This is a genomic window from Neisseria sp. P0018.S001 (genome assembly GCF_051957355.1).
Taxonomy (GTDB): domain Bacteria; phylum Pseudomonadota; class Gammaproteobacteria; order Burkholderiales; family Neisseriaceae; genus Neisseria; species Neisseria subflava_A.
The window spans coordinates 1-475 of record NZ_JBQCWN010000057.1; the positions used below are offsets into that span (position 1 = coordinate 1).

Sequence of the window (475 nt, forward strand, 5' to 3'; positions counted from 1 at the left end):
GGGGGGGGGGGGGGGGGGGGGGGGGGGGGGGTGGTGGGGGGGGGTGGGGGGGTGGGGTTGGGGGGTGGGTGGTGGGGGTTGGTGGGGTTGGTTTGGGTGTGTGTGTTGGTTTCGTTGGTGTTGTGTGTGTTGGGGGGGGGTTGGGGTTGGGTTTGGTGGGTTGTTGGTGCTGGTTTTGTTTTTTGTTTGGTGTTGGTGTTGTTGGTTTGTGGGTGTGGGTTGGTGGTTTGGGTTTGGTTGGGTGTGTTTGGGTTGTGGTGGTGGTGTGGGGGTTGGTGTGTTGGTGTGGGGTGGGTGGGTTTTTTGGGGTGGTTGTTTTTGGTGGGGGTGTTGGTGTTGGTTGGGTGTGTTTTGGTTGTGTTGGTGTTTGTTGTGGGTTGTGGTTTGGTGGTTTGTTTTTTGTTTTTTGGGGGTGGTGGGGGGTGGGGGGGGTTGGGGTTGGTGTTTGTTGGGTGTTTGGGGGGGGTTGTGGTGG

The 475-nt window shown here is 59.2% G+C and carries 1 protein-coding gene; it reads left to right on the plus strand.

Features of this window, described 5'->3' with window-relative positions; genetic code table 11:
- The coding region (locus tag ACTHTJ_RS10810) for a hypothetical protein (protein WP_440362681.1) at window positions 1–475 on the plus strand (475 nt) is incomplete at both ends.